Annotated in this window: 16 protein-coding genes and 1 pseudogene; 7 read left to right on the top strand and 10 right to left on the bottom strand. The window is 39.3% G+C overall.

Features of this window, described 5'->3' with window-relative positions; all coding sequences use genetic code 11:
• Window positions 1-91: 91 nt before the first annotated feature.
• The 5 genes from BP549_RS05705 to BP549_RS05685 all read right to left on the bottom strand — a co-directional run bounded on the left by BP549_RS05705 (window position 92) and on the right by BP549_RS05685 (window position 6,022).
• Entirely contained in the window at window positions 92-1,450 is a 1,359-nt protein-coding gene (locus tag BP549_RS05705) for a DUF4236 domain-containing protein (RefSeq protein ID WP_292378912.1), read from the bottom strand.
• Between the two features lie 795 nt (window positions 1,451-2,245).
• Window positions 2,246-2,461 carry a tautomerase family protein gene (locus BP549_RS05700; RefSeq protein ID WP_292379116.1) on the bottom strand — a complete coding sequence of 72 codons (216 nt, stop codon included), beginning with the start codon at window positions 2,459-2,461 and terminating at the stop codon, window positions 2,246-2,248.
• Window positions 2,462-2,970: 509 nt separating this feature from the next.
• Window positions 2,971-4,344 carry a radical SAM/SPASM domain-containing protein gene (locus tag BP549_RS05695; protein ID WP_292378909.1) on the bottom strand — a complete coding sequence of 458 codons (1,374 nt, stop codon included), beginning with the start codon at window positions 4,342-4,344 and terminating at the stop codon, window positions 2,971-2,973.
• 35 nt (window positions 4,345-4,379) lie between these two features.
• Complete coding sequence (locus BP549_RS05690) at window positions 4,380-4,778, bottom strand: NHLP leader peptide family RiPP precursor (RefSeq protein ID WP_292378906.1); 399 nt, start codon at window positions 4,776-4,778, stop codon at window positions 4,380-4,382.
• 266 nt (window positions 4,779-5,044) lie between these two features.
• Window positions 5,045-6,022, bottom strand: a complete 978-nt coding sequence (locus BP549_RS05685; protein ID WP_292378904.1) for an NADH:flavin oxidoreductase — start codon at window positions 6,020-6,022, stop codon at window positions 5,045-5,047.
• Window positions 6,023-6,202: 180 nt separating this feature from the next.
• Between BP549_RS05685 and BP549_RS05680 the strand changes: the two genes are divergently transcribed.
• The gene (locus tag BP549_RS05680; protein ID WP_292372516.1) at window positions 6,203-6,412 is read left to right on the top strand and encodes a hypothetical protein; all 210 of its coding nucleotides are present in this window, start codon (window positions 6,203-6,205) and stop codon (window positions 6,410-6,412) included.
• A 254-nt stretch (window positions 6,413-6,666) separates the two neighbouring features.
• On the opposite strand, the gene BP549_RS05675 is transcribed toward BP549_RS05680, so the two are convergent.
• Window positions 6,667-7,044, bottom strand: a complete 378-nt coding sequence (locus BP549_RS05675) for a response regulator (protein ID WP_292378902.1) — start codon at window positions 7,042-7,044, stop codon at window positions 6,667-6,669.
• 895 nt (window positions 7,045-7,939) lie between these two features.
• Between BP549_RS05675 and BP549_RS05670 the strand changes: the two genes are divergently transcribed.
• The 4 genes from BP549_RS05670 to thiE all read left to right on the top strand — a co-directional run bounded on the left by BP549_RS05670 (window position 7,940) and on the right by thiE (window position 11,800).
• A complete protein-coding gene (locus BP549_RS05670) occupies window positions 7,940-9,121 on the top strand; it encodes an aminotransferase class V-fold PLP-dependent enzyme (protein WP_292378900.1) in 1,182 nt (393 codons plus the stop codon).
• Window positions 9,122-9,137: 16 nt separating this feature from the next.
• Entirely contained in the window at window positions 9,138-9,944 is an 807-nt protein-coding gene (gene fdhD / locus BP549_RS05665; RefSeq protein WP_292378898.1) for a formate dehydrogenase accessory sulfurtransferase FdhD, read from the top strand.
• Window positions 9,945-10,182: 238 nt separating this feature from the next.
• Entirely contained in the window at window positions 10,183-10,968 is a 786-nt protein-coding gene (thiM, locus tag BP549_RS05660; protein ID WP_292378896.1) for a hydroxyethylthiazole kinase, read from the top strand.
• A gap of 160 nt (window positions 10,969-11,128) precedes the next feature.
• Window positions 11,129-11,800, top strand: coding sequence for a thiamine phosphate synthase (gene thiE, locus BP549_RS05655; protein WP_292378893.1), 672 nt, complete (start codon window positions 11,129-11,131; stop codon window positions 11,798-11,800).
• 118 nt (window positions 11,801-11,918) lie between these two features.
• On the opposite strand, the gene BP549_RS15855 is transcribed toward thiE, so the two are convergent.
• The 3 genes and pseudogenes from BP549_RS15855 to cysK form a co-directional block, all read right to left on the bottom strand.
• A complete protein-coding gene (locus BP549_RS15855; RefSeq protein WP_394339065.1) occupies window positions 11,919-12,221 on the bottom strand; it encodes a metal-sulfur cluster assembly factor in 303 nt (100 codons plus the stop codon).
• 18 nt (window positions 12,222-12,239) lie between these two features.
• A pseudogene (gene cysE, locus BP549_RS05650) lies at window positions 12,240-12,866 on the bottom strand (serine O-acetyltransferase); the annotation flags it as partial.
• Window positions 12,867-12,945: 79 nt separating this feature from the next.
• Entirely contained in the window at window positions 12,946-13,872 is a 927-nt protein-coding gene (gene cysK, locus BP549_RS05645; protein WP_292372530.1) for a cysteine synthase A, read from the bottom strand.
• A gap of 774 nt (window positions 13,873-14,646) precedes the next feature.
• On the opposite strand from cysK, the gene BP549_RS05640 reads away from it, so the two are divergent.
• Window positions 14,647-15,300: a PKD domain-containing protein gene (locus tag BP549_RS05640; RefSeq protein ID WP_292378888.1), complete on the top strand. Its 654-nt coding sequence runs from the start codon at window positions 14,647-14,649 to the stop codon at window positions 15,298-15,300.
• An 84-nt stretch (window positions 15,301-15,384) separates the two neighbouring features.
• On the opposite strand, the gene BP549_RS05635 is transcribed toward BP549_RS05640, so the two are convergent.
• On the bottom strand, window positions 15,385-15,765 hold the full coding sequence (locus tag BP549_RS05635) for a transcriptional regulator (protein ID WP_292378886.1): 381 nt from the start codon (window positions 15,763-15,765) through the stop codon (window positions 15,385-15,387).
• A gap of 302 nt (window positions 15,766-16,067) precedes the next feature.
• Between BP549_RS05635 and nifS the strand changes: the two genes are divergently transcribed.
• Window positions 16,068-17,225: a cysteine desulfurase NifS gene (nifS, locus tag BP549_RS05630; protein ID WP_349682344.1), complete on the top strand. Its 1,158-nt coding sequence runs from the start codon at window positions 16,068-16,070 to the stop codon at window positions 17,223-17,225.
• Window positions 17,226-17,347 lie beyond the last annotated feature (122 nt).

Raw genomic sequence — 17,347 nt, 5'->3', positions numbered from 1 at the left:
ATTGTTTTTTTACAAATACTCTTAACTAAAACAAAATTAGATTTATGTAAAGTTCTTTTAATAAAAATTGAAAATTTCTCATGACATCAATTCATGAGGTAATTTCAACTTCTTTCATCTCTAATGATTTGAGAATATTTCTCTTATAACTAAAATTCTCAAAGGCATCTATAGGATTAATCTGAGAAATGCTTAACTTACTAAAAATTTCTCTTTCAAACTCAATATAATAGATGTAAGTATCTTTTGTATTACCTGTTTTTGGATCCAGTCTTTGAGTGTATCCAGCTATATTTATTTGAGATACTTTTGGACTAATATTGAAGAATAATCCTGCTAAAAAGAAAGCAAGTCCATGAACGCATGTAGCATAATCTTGAAGGATCTGTTTTTTTGTTTTTTCTTTGACAGAAAGTTTTCCACTACTAAGTAAATTTGCTTTCTTATTAGGTAAATCTTCAATTTCTGGAAGATCCAAATCTACTTCTATTATGTCAGGTTCCTTGAAGTTGAAATCAACAGAAAAATCTACTGGTAGTTCTAAAGTTGAAAGGATTTTTTCCATTTGTGAATTAACATAGTCACTTTTTCCTGTCAAAATACAATTTTCAATTTCCCATTTTCTCTTCTCTATGGCCTTATTTTCTTCATCAATTTTATTCTTCCGTTTAGACTCTTCTTCCTGAAAAAGTATTTTTTCAGCTTCCCATTTTGCTCTCTCTTGACGTAACAATTCTAAATTTGCATTGACAAATTCTTGCCTTTTAGATTCATTTTTCCAGAAAAGAATGCCTTTGACTTCTTTTTTAGCACGCTCTTCTATTTGGGAAATGCTTTCTTCAATAGAAGGGAGTTCAGGCACACTAAACTCTTTTTTCATGTAAACTGCTGGTGATAAATTCTTATATTCATTTATCCACTCTTCCTCTGTCTCCAATTTTGGAGTTAATTGATAAATATTTATGAACTGATCATTTAGTTTATGGATTTTGGCAATTATTTCTTGTTTTAAAAATTTTATTTTTTCACTATACTGTGGTGTTTTCATTAGTTTACGTAAGAATTCTTTATCTTCTATCAATCTGCTTTCTGAATCAAAGACTTGAACATCTCCCAACTCATTCATCCTCAATTGAAGATCTTGAGAAACATCTGATTGAGATTTACTTTCTTTACCTGCTGATTTAGTGAGGGAATTAGAAGATTTTGTTAAAACTGGAGAACCAGAAGAAAGTTTCTTTCTATCATAAAGTCCAGTTCCAGGAATTCCATAGTTTACATAAGCCCCTTTTGTTCCTACATTAAATGACAACCCCTTCATACCAAATGTTGTACTTAGACCTGATTTGGAAAAATTTAAACTAATACCTTTTGCTATTTTTATCCTCTTTCTAAAACGCATAAAAAGATTATTGCATGAAAGTATATTACTTATTTTGTATTTTGTCATATTTTTCCATAATTTGAATATTAAAATGAAGCGTTCTTCTTATTAGGATTTGAAATGAAACGTTAATGATTGAGAAGTAAAGGACAGTCTTAGGATAGAAAAGGGAAGTTTAAGGTTTACGAAAAGTAAGAACAGAGTCTATTAAGATGAAAAGCTTATCACTTTTTGCATTTTGTTTCATATAATGCAAAGTCCCCTTAGAAAACCCTAACTTTTTCCAATCAGCATAAGAAATACTCAGGATTTTTTGCCTTATTTCTTGAGAATCAACCCGAAAAACCCCAAATTTAGGATTAACAAAATCAAGTTTTTCAGCTCCTTCTGTCAGATAATGGCTAACTTCCCAGTTTTTAAAGGTAAAATAGACTCCTGGTTAGTCTGTAAAAAGCCAATCTAAAGAATGGTAAAATAAATTAGGTAGATCAGCTTTGTAGAAAACTTATCTAAATCAGCTTCAAGAGGCTAAAATAAATAAAGAGTTTATCCCAAAACCAGTTTTAATCTCAATTCTCAGAATTATTCAGGATTGCTTCCATAATCAGAAGCTCTTGGTTGCTTAAAATATGAGACTAAAGAAGCAAATTTTGAGTTTTGGGATAAGCTCAAACAAAAATATACCAGGCTATTCAGTTTAACCAGTTAATTGCTCATAACAATATTAGACAATACTTTCACTCCGCTTTCTAAAGCGTTTTATTCTCTGAGGATATTGACAGTAATCGTGCATAGGAACGATTAAATCGCTGGCAGACATCAAATCCTGCCAGCTAATCTCCGTTTTTTCCTTAGTATGGCTTAGGGCTTCTCTGAAGTACCTGCTTGTATGGCTCTTACTTCCTCCAATCCAATTGCCTGTCCACCTACCCCCCAGCTTCCGCTTTTTACTTCCTGGACTACTACCAATGTATAGCTACGGAGATCTTCTCCCATGAACGAAACTACAACGTCTGTTACGTCTTTGATAAGCTTCTTGATTTCTTCCTCGGAGAATACATCTTCAATGAGTTTGATATCAACAAGTGGAATTTCTCTACCCCCATATGTACAGTTTAGACTTTTAGTCCACGTTTTTATTTGATAAGTTATATAATATTCCTTTCTATAAATACGCTATTTAGAAGTAGAATCAAAAAGTGTTTTTCAAGGGTTATCAAGTCTTAAAAAATATTAAATATATGTTTGATACTTTTGCAATAAGCAAAGTTTGAATCTAAAACGGAGTCAGCAAATAAGTGCAACCCTAAAAAGAAGTTTGGAGAAGTACTGAGGGCAAGAAAATTCTATAATCAGATAACAGAAATAGAAATTAAACTGATAACGTACAATACAAATAAAATAGTTTTAAAAATAATTTGGATTAAATTTACTTCTTTTTTGATCTTATAACAACTAGTAAATCTAGCCTTACTTTTAAATACGGAATACAAAAATATATTACAGGACTAATATATCAGCTATCTGGGATTTTTGGTTCTTACATGTCTCAGGCGGTTTTTGACTATAATCGTTTTTCGGCCATATCAGCAAGACTTATTGGTGTCTGCTCTCTGAGCCTTCAAATCGGAGAACATAATCCGAACGTAATGTTCCAGACCATATTTCCACTCCTTGCATTCGGGTCGGCCCTTATTGATGGACATGGTCTGATGGGCGCAACCTCCCATACAGATAGGTAGCATCTTACACTCTACACATTCCGAATACTCGAAGGGCTCCCAGGACAACCATTGAATTTCGTGTTTTCCCTTCTCGTTGTCTTGTCGTATCAGGTCGCCAATTTTTCCGATGCTTGCGGTCTTGTTACCGATTTCTGTCCAGCACTTGTACATATCCCCATCGGGATCAAGTACAAAAGCATTTGTCCGATTGGCATCACACGCCCGGGCAAATCTTGGGTAAAAGGACGTTCTTCCTGCCTCGAAGCCCATTAGATTCAGGTTTTTGTAAAAAGCCTGGTTTATTCTCGAGAATTCTTCCGTCAATATACAGGAACTCTCATACGACTTACATCCTGCTGTATAAGGTATAACATGGCCCAGGTAAATGAATATCTCACTCAGGTTATTTTCCTTTAATACATCCAGGAGCATGCTTATGTTATCTATGTTGGATCGGTCAATATTTACGCGGACGTATATCTCAATACCGTTTGCTTTCAAGAGTTTAATTCCTTCAAGAATCCGGTCGAATGTCGGGCCGTTGCTCCCTTTAAGCATTCTGCGACTATCATGCACTTCGCGAGGTCCGTCTAGGGTAACGTGGATAAACTTAATTCTGTTTTTCTTAAGGTTCTGAACTATGCCAGAATTCTCTGAAAGCAGGTAGCCGTTAGTGACCATGCCAGCCGAATATTCAACTTTATTTTTGTCCGCAATGTCAATTATTTTTTGCGATAAATCAAAAATAGTCTCTTTTGCCAGGAGTGGCTCTCCACCATACCAGGTTACGAATATATCTTTTCCTGTCTTTAATATTTTTTCGATGTAGTTTAGTAAATCCTGCTTTACATCATCTGGCATGAAAACATTTTGACCCTCATTCCTGCTCTGGTTTTTGTCTAACTGTTCAAAGCAATAGGAACAGGCAAAATTGCAAGCCAGAGTGGGAGCGATAACCAATCTGGCCATAGAGCTATCATACTTATCACTATTGTAGGTAAATTTGACCATTCTCAGTTCGTCAGCTGAATCATCAACAACGAATCCTCCCTTTCGTAGCTCATCAACAAACTTCCTTTTGTTTTCTGGCAGGAGAGCGTAGTCAAACTGAGACACGCTCAATAAATCTATGCGGCTCCTTCTCACTTCAGCCAGTGCCGTAGTAAGGCTGTTAAAAATCATTACCTTTTCTGGGTCATCGGTTGACCAGACAAAATTATAAATTGATGGTTTCATGTTCGTAATGATTGCCTAGTTTTATAGCTGATGCTTTATTTGTAGCCGATTGCCTTGTTTGCAGCTGATTGTCTTTTATTTGTAGCTGATGCTTTATCTGTAGCTGATTGCCTTATTTGTAGCTGATCTCCTATATTGCTGTTACATTCGCAGAATCCACAGCCTCCTACACCATCGCATCCAACACACCCACCATTGATTGCCTTCAGTTTTTGGGGCAGTACCAGGTAAATAACATCAGCAGATTCCTCGACGACTTTATGTTTCACATCTGCCTGAGTCTTCAGGCCCTGTTGTCCGATCGCTTTCTGCGGATCATCCAATAATTTTTGCTTGAATTCCGGGTTCAACTCTGCTTTAGAGATAACATGCTGCTTGAACTCCTCACGGGGCAGCGTGTCTGCCATTTTGACTTCCTTCTTAATTTTTTTCATTATTTTACCCCCTACATTAAGTAAGCATTAAAACTTTTCTCAATAATTGGTACTGATTAATAGTATAAACATTTAGCGACGAATATAAACATTCATTATAACACATTAAAAATAATACTTGAACTCTATTAGATTTATAAAGAAATAACACTAAAAAAATAAGCTTGTTGATCTTTCTGACCACTTCCTTCTGACCACTTGATCCTTTATGACTACATGGTTTTTCATAATCACCTGCCGGGTGAATTAGTAAGAAGGATATAGGGTCAATCAGGATTTACTGAGCTTTCTGTACACCGATTTCTTGCCGGGCACAATGTATGATCACTAAACCAGAAACATCTCTCACATCCCAAGCACATGTTCACAGGCTCGCTGTTTATCACATGATTGGCAAACTCAGGATCAGCTAACATGCCCCTCCCAACAGCAGCAAAATCCACATAATCATTTTCTATTAAGAACCGTACCTGCTCTTCCGTACGGATTTCGTTGACTGCGATAACGGGAATCTTTACTTCTTTTTTGATCTTACAGCCGCTATAGGTTATAGGACTGCATATGAAACCTTCCGGAACCGGATTTGTTGGAGGCTGCATGCCAAACGAGATGTGCAGTAAATCAATACCGGCTTTTTCAAAGGTTTTGGCTGCTTCAATGCCGTCCTTGCTTTCTGGTAAACACTCGCCCATGCGCACGCTGACAATAAAATTTCTACGGGTATTGTTCCGAATCTCCGGTAGAATTTGTGTTAAAACTCTTGCCCTGTTTAGAGCATCGCCGCCGTACTGGTCTGCTCGGCGATTATATGAAGCATCAAGAAACTTGCATAAGGTAAATCCATGGGCGAAATGATATTCAACGCCGTCAAAATCCATTTCACAGGCACGAATGGCTGCCCGTTTCATGTTCATCTGCATAGAATGAATTTCTTCGGCTGACAACTCGTTGATATCCATATTGCCGCAAGAGAGTTGCATCATTATCGTCGCACCATACTCATGGCAGTTGGTTGCAATTTGCTTCAAAGCTGCAATATCACCTGCTGACCAACTACCTGTAGAATCTACAGCCCCAAACACGCTCGTGGCCTGCACAATAATAAGACCTGCACCGCCTTTTGCACGCTTCGTATAGTGTTCAATGTGCTGCTTGCCATAATAAGATCCATTCTCCCCATGAAAGGAAAAAGTAACCATAGGGGGCATTACAATTCGGTTTTTAATGTGATTCCCACGTATCACAAATTCGTCGGTTATCTTAGTCATTTTATTTCCCCGCTAATTTCTTCTCTTATTTACTTGCCAATTTCTTCTCTATTTATTCTCTAATCTCTTCTCCAATTTCATCTCTAATTTCATCTCTAATTTTTTTATATGTATCCTCGCTAACTTCTTTCTTATAGGTTTAGTTCTCGTAGGTTAATGATTCTCTTGAAATTCTTCTATATTGGTTTTTGCCGCGAAAATTCGGATTATGAAAAGGCTTACAATTTTGCTGAATTCCAGATTTATATATCCATCAGTGACGAATGGAGAGGTGAAAGCGAAAAGGCCCCATATGAAAAAGGACTTGTAAACGTATCCGGAATAGTTCCTTCTCATCATATAGTCTGGAAGGGCGAGGCAAATTAGATTAAGAAACTCAATAAAAAATATTTAAAGCCGAATCTGATTATAAGAGAGGTTGACGCACTTGAAAATCTGAAAAAATCCCTGCTGCTGAATATAATATTGCCCTTTCTTCCTGGATTGGATATAAAACTGTACAGAAGCTGGAAGAGAAGTTCGAGAATTAAAGGATCTGGAAACTTCAAATGTATTGAGATCTCGTTGAGGTCCTGTTTCTGTTGATGAGGTCTTGTTAAGACCCATATGACTCAAGAAGGTTAATTCGGTTCGGCAATTTTTCTAATTACGTTCAGCATTCCGGGTTCAAAGGGGTTTACTATAAAGCCCATAGATCCTATTTTCAGAGATTCTGTTATCAGAATCTGCTGACCAAGAGATGAAAACATTGCCATTTTTGCTTCGTGGTCTAGTATAAGAAACTTACTCAGCAAGCTTTTCCAATTCATATTCTCTGGCACGTTATCCGGCAACATTATATTCATTAATACGAGATCCGGCTTTACCTCCAGATATATCTCAACGGCTTCTTCCTCATCAGCCACTTCGGCAACCACTTCGTGCCCGTGCTTAAACAGAGTATCCCGAATTGCCATTCGCATAAGTTCGGCATCTTCTACGATCATAACTCGTGCCATTTATTTTTTTCCTTCTTTTTATTTTTATTTAGATATCTCTACTACTCAATACTTTTAACTCATACTTTTTAGTCGAATAATTCGCAGCTTGCCTGAAAATAAGAACTTTCTCATAAATATACAGAACTCAACTGTATTAATTTTTTCGGTCACTTCCAGTATGAATACATTAAAAATAGCTACACATTCCAGTATTATATTAATTACAAGTAAATTAGTAATAATTGTCAGCTGCATCCTGCATGGCTTCTTCTGTAATCGCCTTGAGATACCTATATGCAAGTTTGTGACTCGGGTGCTTTGGTAAACGGGATAATTGACCCATAAGACCTGTGGACGTTTTAAGAGGTATTCTGCTGCCTTGGGAATTTTCTGAGTGTTTCTGTATCCTAAGCAGGTTTTCAAGTTCCTGAAGTAGCAGGAATGAATTAAAAAGGAGAAATAGTTGTGCCTGTATCCCTAAGAAGCTGCAGCCTTACTTTAAAGACAAATGCTACATTTCCAAACTCCGGAAAGGCTGAAAAAGCATAACATTAATCCCTTCATCTCACTTGAAATTCAAAAGAAACAGATACGGCAGCCAGCTCAGGACTGCGGTTTTGATTTCTGAAGCAAACCGTCAGCTTCATGTCTTGCATCGCGAATTCCATATGGGGAAGAAATCACAGTTGAAAAGCTGCAAAATATAGAAAACGCAGAGAATTTGCTGCACGATCTGGGTTTTTCAAATCTGCGTTTAAGATTACATGGTAAAATTGCAAGAATCGAGTTGATACCTGAAGAATTCGAGAAGGCAGTAAACATGCGAGGTTGAATATTAGAGGTATTGCAGGATTGTAGTTTTTCATACATTACCCTCCTATCTTAAAGGATACAGAAGTATGGATGAAGTGCTATGAAAATTGAAGATTGCATGGCTGACTTTCAAATACCCAGATATCTCCATTATATGGACAGTGAGGCAACCAGCCTTGTTCCTGAACCTGTAATCGCTGCAATGAACGAATATGACCGACAGTACCGTGCCAATGTTGGTCGGGGGATGCACAGGCTTACAAGGGTTGCAACCCAGAGGTATCAGGACGCACATGAGCTAATCAGCAGCTTCATTGGTGGGAAAGAGGGCACGACAGTCTTTACTAAAAATACGACCGAATCTATCAACATGGTTGCAGCCGGCCTTGATTGGCAGCCCGGAGATCGAATCGTTACAACAATTGTAGAGCATCACTCTAACCTGCTTCCCTGGCTTCGACTACGTGAGAAAGGCGCTGAAGTAGTCATTATTCAGCCTGGTGAAAATGGAATTTTTGATATAAAGATATTTGAAGAAGCAATTACCGCTGATACAAAGTTGGTTGCAGTAAGCCATGCCTCAAATGTTCTTGGCACCTTGCAGCCTGTCAAGGAGATTGCTAAAATCTGCAAAGCGCAGGGAGCCTATTTTCTGGTTGACGGGGCTCAATCCGTTCCCCATTTTTCAGTGGATTCCAGGGCTTTGGGATGCGATTTTTTATGTTTTTCCGGTCATAAAATGCTCGGGCCTACTGGCACTGGCGTGCTGTGGATGCGAGATGAGGTAATTTCTCCCCTCATACTGGGTGGAGGTACAGTTGAGGACGTCACAACTGAAGGATATACTTTGACTGGCGGTTACCAGCGCTTTGAAGGAGGCACCCCGAATATCTCAGGTGCAATCGGGCTTGCGCAGGCAGTAAAATATCTTGAAAGCCTGGGAATGGATTCCATATTCAGGCACGAACAGAAGCTGACTGAACATCTTCTCACAGGGCTTACCGGAATCGAAAATGTAGTCGTTCATGGGCCACGGAACTCTAAAAACAGAATAGGGGTTGTCTCTTTTACCATAGACAGGATTCACCCCCACGAGATAGCCTATTTGCTTGACGAAAGAGCGGCAGTGCTTGTCCGTTCTGGAGATCACTGCTGTATCCCGTTAATGAAACACCTGGGACTCCAAAACGGCACTGTGAGGGCAAGTCTTTACCTCTATAATACCTTGGAAGAGGTTAACCTGCTTATCGAAACAATTGAAGAAATCTCTCGTATGCTGTAAGGAGTATGATATACGGATGTACATCACGGTTCCCTGTATAAAATATGATAACGGTTTAATGGTCCCATCATCTCACGAAGTCGTAATGGAATTGCCTCTTGCAGTCTTTGTCAACGGCCGCCATGCTCTAACCGCTATGGTAAGCCCGACAATGCTTGAGGAGTTTATAATAGGATTTTTATATACAGAAAGGATTATCCGCAAGCTCGAGGATATCGAATCGCTGCACATAGAAAAAAGTAAAGAAGAAAACAGAGATAAGAAAGAAAAAGTAGATGGTGTCAGCCCTCTCAGTGCCAGTGTCCTGACAAAAGATCCATTTTCAATCATGCTTTCAGGGAAAACTGTCCTTTCAGGGTGTGGAGGCGACACTTCATATGTGGATGCGGATCGTCTTCCGAAAATCCAATCGGATCTGGTCACTGATGTCTCAACAATAAAGAGTATAATGAAAGAAACGCTCGTCTCAGACCTCCATACCAGGACAGGCGGCATACATATTGTCGGGCTTTTCGGGCCTGAAGGAAAGATCTGCATAATCGAGGATATAGGCAGGCATAACGCCCTTGATAGGGCAATAGGTTATGGACTGAAACATAGTGTGGACTTCTCAAGGACAATCGTAACCTGTTCTGGAAGGCTTTCTTCGGAGATGGTAAGGAAATGTCTTATGGCTAATATTCCTATTATTGCATCCAGAGGTGCAACCACCACGCTTGCTATAAGTATGGGAAAGCAAGCTGGCCTAACTATTATTGGTTTTGTCCGGAGCCAGAAAATGAACATTTACACAGGTGCAGAAAGGATAAGAAATCCGGAGTAAACTTATTCGGAGTTTTAGTGTTTAATTCCGGACTCTTATACTTAACTCCGGGTTTTTAATGCTTAATTCCAGATCCTTAATGTTTAATTCCAGATCCTTAATGTTTATTTATGAGTTCTAACTATTTGCCAAATAAATATTGCTAACCAATATATCATGATTGATTTTAATCACTCGTCATTTCAAAGCAACATCATTTCAAACCATATCGAATTCAAAACGCCTCTTGAGGAATCTTATGAATAACCCATTAAAAACAATAAGAGAAACAAAACCCCTCATACATCATATAACAAACTGGGTAACTATATACGACTGCGCGAACATGACAAGAGCTTTTGGCGCGCTGCCTGTAATGGCGCATGCTCCTGAAGAATGTGCAGAAATGACAGGGATTTCATCGGCTCTTGTGCTTAATATAGGAACTCTTACATCCGGAATTATTGATTCCATGCTTCTCTCTGCTGCCGCTGCAAATAAAAAGAAAATTCCGGTCGTGCTTGACGCAGTTGGGGTTGGAGCTACGAAATTCAGGGATGAAATGGCTGCAAAAATCCTTGGTTCTGTCCGTGTCGATATTGTAAAAGGAAATTACTCAGAAATTGCAAAACTGGCAGGCGAAAGCGCTGAGACAAAAGGGGTTGAAGCAACTTCAATTAATGCGGATCCTGCGAAAATCGCGAAAGCGTTTGCAAAGTCAAGCTCCTCCATTGTTGTGATGACAGGAAAAGAAGATATTATAAGCGATGGAGAGAGGGTTTTTATTGTCAAGAACGGGCATGAGTTGATGGGGTCGATTGTCGGGACAGGCTGCATGGCTGCATCGGTAATAGGTTCGTTTGCTGCCGTTAATCCGGATTACTGCGAAGCTTCTAAAGAAGCGTTATGCTACTTTGGAATTGCAGGTGAACTTGCAGCCGGGAGATCAAGTGGGCCTGGAAGTTTCAAGGTTAACCTTTATGATGAAGTGTTTAACCTTTCAGATGAGAAAGTAAAAAGCATGATGAACTTTGAGGAAATGTGAGTTCAGAATAAAAGGAAAGCAGTAAGTTCCGAGGAAAAAGAGAAGAATCGTGAGCTCAGAAGAGGAAAATGATATATTCGGTAAAAAGAACCTTAAGCTCGAAGAATATGGAGTACAAAAAGCGTTTTAAAAAACGTGCTTACTGGATGGACTAAGCATTATGAACCAGAAAGGCTTCAACCGGAAAAGTTCCCTTTTAAAAGAAATTGACTTCTACCTCGTAACAGATTCCGGACTTTCGAAGAAAGGGACTTTATCCGATGTCAGAGAGGCAGTAGAGGCAGGCTGCAGAATTGTTCAATACCGAGAAAAGGATAAAAGTACTAAAGAGATGGTCGACGAAGCCTCGGAAATCAAGAGTATATGCAGTGGCAGGGCAATATTTCTTGTAAACGACAGAATTGATGTTGCTTTAGCGATTGATGCGGATGGGGTTCATATAGGCCAGGACGACATGCCTATTGAAATGGCGAGAAAGCTTCTTGGCGAAGGCAAGATAATCGGTCTTAGCGTATGTGATAGGGAGGAAGCAATTCGGGCAGAAAGAGCTGGGGCTGACTATGTGGGTCTTGGCCCCATATTTAATACTGCTACAAAAAAAGACGCAGGAGACGGAATCGGTTTACATGAAATAAGAGAAGTTAAAAAGGTAATAAAGATTCCCGTAGTCGCTATTGGCGGAATAAATAAGAAAAATTCTGATATTATCCTTCAAAGTGGAGCTGACAGCCTGGTCGCAATTTCTGCAGTCGTATGCAGTGACGATGTAAAAACAGAGACTAAATATTTTATTGACCTGATCCAGAGATCAAAAAAGCACAAGAAGAAATAAAACAAATATATAAGAAATTGAAACAAAAGGAATAAAAGAATTGGGATAAAAAACATACAAAATATTTATTCTCCGTTTCTTCTCCACAAAAGGCTTAGAATTTCTAAAAATAGTCATTTTAGTGGACTACTTGTTTTTTGAGCCGGTCCCAGCTCCAGGGCTCATCAAGGATATTGACGCTAACGTCTTCTATCCCGCCAATACTCAGGACTTTTCGCTTGACCTCGTCCTTAAAGTACTCAATCATTGGACAGGCACTTGTTGTCAATACAAGGTTTACATCTACACTGGTTCCGTTTACATTTACTTCCTTGACAAAGCCCATTTTGATAATATCCATTCCAACTTCAGGGTCAATGACTTCTTTTAGTCGAGAATAGATTTGATCCTCTTTTCTTATTTCGGTACTCTGCGGAGCCATCTCGTGTCCGGAAATTAAATTTTCATGCTCCTTGAATTGCTCTTCCAGCCGACTCAGTCGGTCAAGCATTTGGCTTATAATAACAAGGGCAGGATCAGGTAGCTTGTCATGATCAAGCTGTCCTGCAGAAACTGAGGGCTGCGGCTCTGCAATCCTTCCAGGCACTCCCACGACAGTAGCTCCGGGTGGAACTGGCCTAATCACAACCGAGCCGGCGCCTATTTTAGCTCCTCTTCCAACCGTAATTGGCCCAAGTATGGATGCTCCTGAACCAATAACTACGTCGTTTTCAATTGTAGGATGACGCTTTACCTTTTCCAGAGCTGTTCCGCCTAATACAACTCCCATATATATCAAAACGTCATCACCTACCTCAGCAGTTTCTCCGATTACCACTCCTGACCCGTGATCTATGAAAACTCGCCGTCCAAGCTTTGCCCCAGGATGGATTTCAATACCTGTTAACATTCTTGAGATGTGAGATAGCAGACGGGCAAGAAAATAAAAGTGTCTATTCCATAGCCAGTGAGATATCCGATGTACCCAGACTGCATGCAGGCCCGGATAGCAGCAGATTACCTCAAGCGTAGACCTTGCTGCGGGATCTTTTTTGAAAACGGTTCTGATATCTTCCCTGATTCCCATTTGAAATCTTCCGGTGTTAATTGTCATATTGATTAATCAGCCAGCTGTTAGATGGATCAATCAAATAGTCACTGATAAATCAGTCAAACAGGTCAGTGCTTAGATAACGCTCTCCCGTATCCGGCAAGATCACAACAATGGTCTTCCCACTCATTTCTTCCCTGGATGCGACCTCAATTGCAGCATAAGTGGCAGCGCCTGAGGATATCCCTGCAAGGATACCTTCTTCCTTTGCCAGGCGCCTGGCTGTGGCAGCGGCATCATCTCCTGTAACCCGGATTATCTCATCGATCAGTTCAAGCTGAAGTACGTCCGGAACAAAACCTGCACCTATACCCTGGATCTTGTGTGGGCCAGGGCTTCCGCCGCTAAGCACGGGAGATTCGGCAGGTTCTACTGCAATCGCCTTAAAAGCGGGTTTTCTTTTTTTGATGACGCTTGCAACACCTGTGATAGTTCCACCTGTCCCCACGCCTGCTACAATAACATCTGCTTTGCCGTCAGTATCTTTCCAGATTTCTTCGGCTGTTGTCCGTCTGTGAATTTCAGGATTTGCAGGGTTCTGGAATTGTTGGGGTATGAAGTAAAGCGAAGGATCGTCAGCAGCCATCTGCTCGGCTTTATTGACTGCCCCTTTCATTCCTTCAGTTCCCGGAGTCAGGACAAGTTCTGCTCCCAGCGCTTTTAGTAATTTTCTTCGTTCTACTGTCATTGTTTCAGGCATAACCAGTATGAGCTTATAGCCACGGGCGGCACAGATGCATGCAAGTCCAATACCAGTGTTACCGCTAGTGGGTTCAACGATTGTGGTTCCTTCTTTTATTTTCCCTTCGCGTTCGGCTTCTTCAATCATTGATAGCCCTATTCTGTCCTTTACACTTCCCATCGGATTAAAGGACTCTACTTTAGCCAACACATCCGCATGCAGACCTTCTGTTATGCGGTTTAACCTGACAAGCGGAGTATTCCCAATTGTCCAGGTTATATCGGAATATATTCGCCCCATGTTATCTACCGTCTTCCGTAGCCTATCTATTCAAGGCTCCATGTATTTTTAACTTGATCCTAATATATTATTAATTATATTAATCATCTTATATTATAAACTACCAATCATTGTTTTGAGTAGCTAATACTGCTGCAGCATATAGGCAATTTACAGAAATTCACAATTGTGAATTAATCTTATGTTAAATATAGTTATCGAGAAATTTCTTAATTGAAAAACCATAATACTTTAGAACTAAAAAGAATCCGATTAATTAAGAGCATATCCAAAAAATGTTATGATTTTCTGTATCCTTAAAATTGGCAGTATCAGAATCAGAGCTGTTGGACATGCTGGATACCCTGGATACCCTGGATACTATAGATATATTGTAGTAACTTTACAGCGTCATTATCGTCTTTTCTAATAGGCTTTTAGGCTTTTGGATGAGTGTTACAAGCTCTAAGTTCTTTTTTATACACTCCTGTCAATTTAATATTAACAGTGCTTGACGATTTTGATAGCTACTTGGTGAAATGATAAATGATAAGGAAGAAAACCGATCATTCGATTTGATATTCCTTACTATAAAATTAAAAATAAACCGACACTAATTAAAAAATTAAAATAATTTAAATATTTAATTGGTAAAAATTTTGACTTTTCCCGCTTATACTATCTAAATGTCATTTTATTTTCAAATTAAATACTAAATAAATTTACACAACTTTAAAAATTTATTTAGCCCACTTCCAAGATTATATGGTTAAGTTTGTTAAATAATAGAAAACGATGAAACGAAAAGCAATTCTCTTTGTAATAGTTCTATTGGTTTTGATGCCATTTACTGCAATGGCAAGCGCTCCACAGGTATCTTGCAAAGGAGGTACATGTAGTAACTTGAAGATTACCAAGGTTACAATAAATCCTACAAGCAAAACCGCACCATCGAAAGTCGGGTTTACAAGTTATATATCAGGCCCTGTTAAACTTGTCCAGTATACAGTAACGGATTCCAAAACCGGAAAGGTAGCCGGTTCCTGCAGTTCCTACTGCTCAAAGTGCACGAAAAAAGGGATATGTACCTGTTCGTGCATTATAAAAGAATCCGGAACCTATGATGTAAAAGTGACTGCATACGGTTCAGGAAGTTGTTGTGTGAATATGGTTAAAAAGGCAGCCATTACAATATCATCTGGAGAAAAGTCTAAAAAATTTGTTCCAGGTTTCAAATCCGTAATCTCTGGAAAGAAAGTTACCTTTAAAGATACAACTTCAGGGGCTAAACCCATGAAATGGAACTGGAATTTCGGTGATGGTTCCCGATCAACTGTACAGAATCCAACCCACACTTATAAAAAAGCAGGAATTTATAAAGTTTATCTGACTGTATACAGTATTGATAATTCTTACAAGAGTGTCAGTAATAAAGTAGTTGTTAAATAATAAAGGGAAAGGTCCCTTTCCATTTTTAAGTAGCTATTTTAACAGGATACAGAAAAACAGTAGATAAACCGATAAACTCCGGCTTTATGCTTCAGTTTTTTCTTGATCTTCTGCTTTATCTTCTGTTTTATTTTCAGCTTGTTTTTCCGGGCCACAACCGCTATTACACTTCTTTTCAATTCCTCTGGCACTTACGCAGATCTCACAGATTCTTACTACAAAGTCAGCGACCGTGTTGTCGATCAAATCCTGAGCAAGTTTTTCGATCAATTCTTTCGTCTCGCCCTGAAACTCGATCCTGTATCCTCTTTTTCCCGAAATATACTGGGAAACTGCCGACGGGGCAATCCCTAGCAACTTTGCAGACGCTGCCTGTGACTGTCCTTTTTTTACAAGTTCGATTGCAAGACTGGCCCTTATTGCGGGGACCAGATCCCACACAATCTTCTGACACGGAGTTTCCATAATTATCATCACTTCTTTGATTTTACAATTGAGAACGAATATATCTTATGTACATATATATTATTTTCAGTAACAAAAATAATAATAAGATTCCCTGCCGACTTCCAAAGAAGTAAAACTTTCAAGAGAACGGCTCGATTTTTAACAACTTTCAAAATTTTCCGAAAAAATTCTGGAGTTTCTCGTGTATGTCTGTAATTTTTCCCTGAGTATCTTACAATAAAACTTATATAGTCACAATTGTTATTTTAATTCACGATTGTGAAGGTGTAAGTGTGACCATTGAAAACAAGGCTATTTACATGGACAACTCGGCTACAACTCCTATACGGAAAGAAGTTGTCGAAGAGATGCTTCCCTACATAACTGAGAATTTCGGAAACCCTTCTTCTATCTATGAGATTGGAAAAATATCAAAACATGCAATAGACAAAGTAAGAAAAAAGGTCGCTAATGTTCTCGGGGCTGAAGAAAGCGAGATCTATTTCACATCAGGAGGAACAGAATCCGATAACTGGGCAATTAAGGGGATAGCCTTTGCAAACCGGAGTAAAGGAAAACACATAATCACCTCTTCTATTGAACACCACGCAGTCCTGCATACCTGCGCCTGGCTGGAAGGGCAGGGCTTTGAGGTAACATACCTGCCTGTGGACAAATATGGAATGGTATCCTCTGAGGAGTTGAAGAAGGCAATTCGAGACGATACTATCCTTATTTCCATAATGCTTGCGAACAATGAAATAGGGACAATCCAGCCTGTAGACGAAATCGGGAAAATCGCGAAAGAGAACCGGATATACTTCCATACGGATGCCGTGCAGGCAATAGGCCATGTCCCAATTGATGTCAAAAAAATGAATATTGACCTTCTCTCCCTTTCAGGGCACAAGTTTGAGGGTCCCAAGAGCTGCGGAGCGCTCTACATCCGAAAAGGGACAAAAATCGACCCTCTTCTGCACGGCGGAGCCCAGGAAAGAAAACGCAGGGCCGGAACTGAGAATGTCCCTGCCATTGTGGGTCTTGGAAAAGCTATAGAGCTTGCAACAGCCGAAATTGAAGAATCAAACAAAACTCTGCTGGAGCTGAGAGAGCGCCTTATCAAAAATCTTCTGATAATCCCGAAAACTCACCTCAACGGACATCCAACACAGAGGCTTGCAAATAATGTAAATGTCACGTTTGAATACATAGAGGGCGAATCGCTTCTACTGCTATTGAATGCGAAGAGGATATTCGCATCTACCGGAAGCGCATGTAATTCATCTTCTCTCGAACCCTCACACGTGCTCACAGCCTGTGGAGTCCCGCACGAAATCGTTCACGGTTCACTCAGACTTAGCCTCGGAAGGATAAACTCCAAAAAAGATGTGGACAGGGTACTTGAGGTTTTGCCTGAAATCGTGCAAAAGCTCAGAAATATGTCCCCACTGACCCCTAAAGAATACAGGACTATTTGAGGGGTAACCGTTCATGATATTGAAAGAACTAAAGTCATTTAAAGGTCTTTCAAAGATTTTTAAAAATTTTAAATATTTTTTGAATAACTCGAAAACTGAAAAAATATAATCAAAAGGTAACA

It is taken from the genome of Methanosarcina sp. UBA289 (assembly GCA_002496565.1).
In the GTDB taxonomy this organism is placed as follows: Archaea; Halobacteriota; Methanosarcinia; order Methanosarcinales; family Methanosarcinaceae; genus Methanosarcina.
Note: the sequence above shows the minus strand (reverse complement) of the source record. Positions and strands in the feature narration are given on the sequence as shown.

Excerpts from the sequence above, each read along its gene's own strand:
- BP549_RS05705 (WP_292378912.1), bottom strand. The coding sequence starts at position 1,450 with ATGACAAAATACAAAATAAGTAATATACTTTCATGCAATAATCTTTTT.
- BP549_RS05695 (WP_292378909.1), bottom strand. The coding sequence starts at position 4,344 with ATGAAACCATCAATTTATAATTTTGTCTGGTCAACCGATGACCCAGAA.
- BP549_RS05690 (WP_292378906.1), bottom strand. The coding sequence starts at position 4,778 with ATGAAAAAAATTAAGAAGGAAGTCAAAATGGCAGACACGCTGCCCCGT.
- BP549_RS05680 (WP_292372516.1), top strand. The coding sequence starts at position 6,203 with ATGATTCTCTTGAAATTCTTCTATATTGGTTTTTGCCGCGAAAATTCG.
- BP549_RS05675 (WP_292378902.1), bottom strand. The coding sequence starts at position 7,044 with ATGGCACGAGTTATGATCGTAGAAGATGCCGAACTTATGCGAATGGCA.
- BP549_RS05670 (WP_292378900.1), top strand. The coding sequence starts at position 7,940 with ATGAAAATTGAAGATTGCATGGCTGACTTTCAAATACCCAGATATCTC.
- fdhD (WP_292378898.1), top strand. The coding sequence starts at position 9,138 with ATGTACATCACGGTTCCCTGTATAAAATATGATAACGGTTTAATGGTC.
- thiM (WP_292378896.1), top strand. The coding sequence starts at position 10,183 with ATGAATAACCCATTAAAAACAATAAGAGAAACAAAACCCCTCATACAT.
- thiE (WP_292378893.1), top strand. The coding sequence starts at position 11,129 with ATGAACCAGAAAGGCTTCAACCGGAAAAGTTCCCTTTTAAAAGAAATT.
- BP549_RS15855 (WP_394339065.1), bottom strand. The coding sequence starts at position 12,221 with ATGGCTCCGCAGAGTACCGAAATAAGAAAAGAGGATCAAATCTATTCT.
- cysK (WP_292372530.1), bottom strand. The coding sequence starts at position 13,872 with ATGGGGCGAATATATTCCGATATAACCTGGACAATTGGGAATACTCCG.
- BP549_RS05640 (WP_292378888.1), top strand. The coding sequence starts at position 14,647 with ATGAAACGAAAAGCAATTCTCTTTGTAATAGTTCTATTGGTTTTGATG.
- BP549_RS05635 (WP_292378886.1), bottom strand. The coding sequence starts at position 15,765 with ATGGAAACTCCGTGTCAGAAGATTGTGTGGGATCTGGTCCCCGCAATA.
- nifS (WP_349682344.1), top strand. The coding sequence starts at position 16,068 with ATGGACAACTCGGCTACAACTCCTATACGGAAAGAAGTTGTCGAAGAG.